General features: G+C 79.7%; 1 protein-coding gene. It reads right to left on the bottom strand.

From position 1 onward, the window contains the following. Positions 1-236 (bottom strand): ROK family protein (locus SB717_RS39530; RefSeq protein ID WP_410908795.1); only part of this gene is annotated, 236 nt, incomplete at both ends.

Below are 236 nucleotides of genomic sequence, written 5' to 3'. Positions count from 1 at the left end.
GGTGGCGGGGTCGACGGTGAGCACGAGGGCGCGCACCGCGGAGGCGATGCCCACGGCCAGCCTAGCGGCGATCGCCCGGGCTGCCGGGTCGCCGGCGGAGGCCGCTGCGAGGAGCGCGCGCACCGGGTACGGGTCGTCGGTCGGCCACTGCCGCGCGACGCCTGAGCCGCTGGCCAGGGTCTCCAGGCAGCCGCGCTGGCCGCAGGCGCAGACGGCGCCCTGCGGGTCGACCGGCA

It is taken from the genome of Priestia sp. SIMBA_032 (genome assembly GCF_046535215.1).
Classification (GTDB): Bacteria; Bacillota; Bacilli; order Bacillales; family Bacillaceae_H; genus Priestia; species Priestia aryabhattai.
This window is presented reverse-complemented; position numbering and strand designations above follow the sequence as displayed.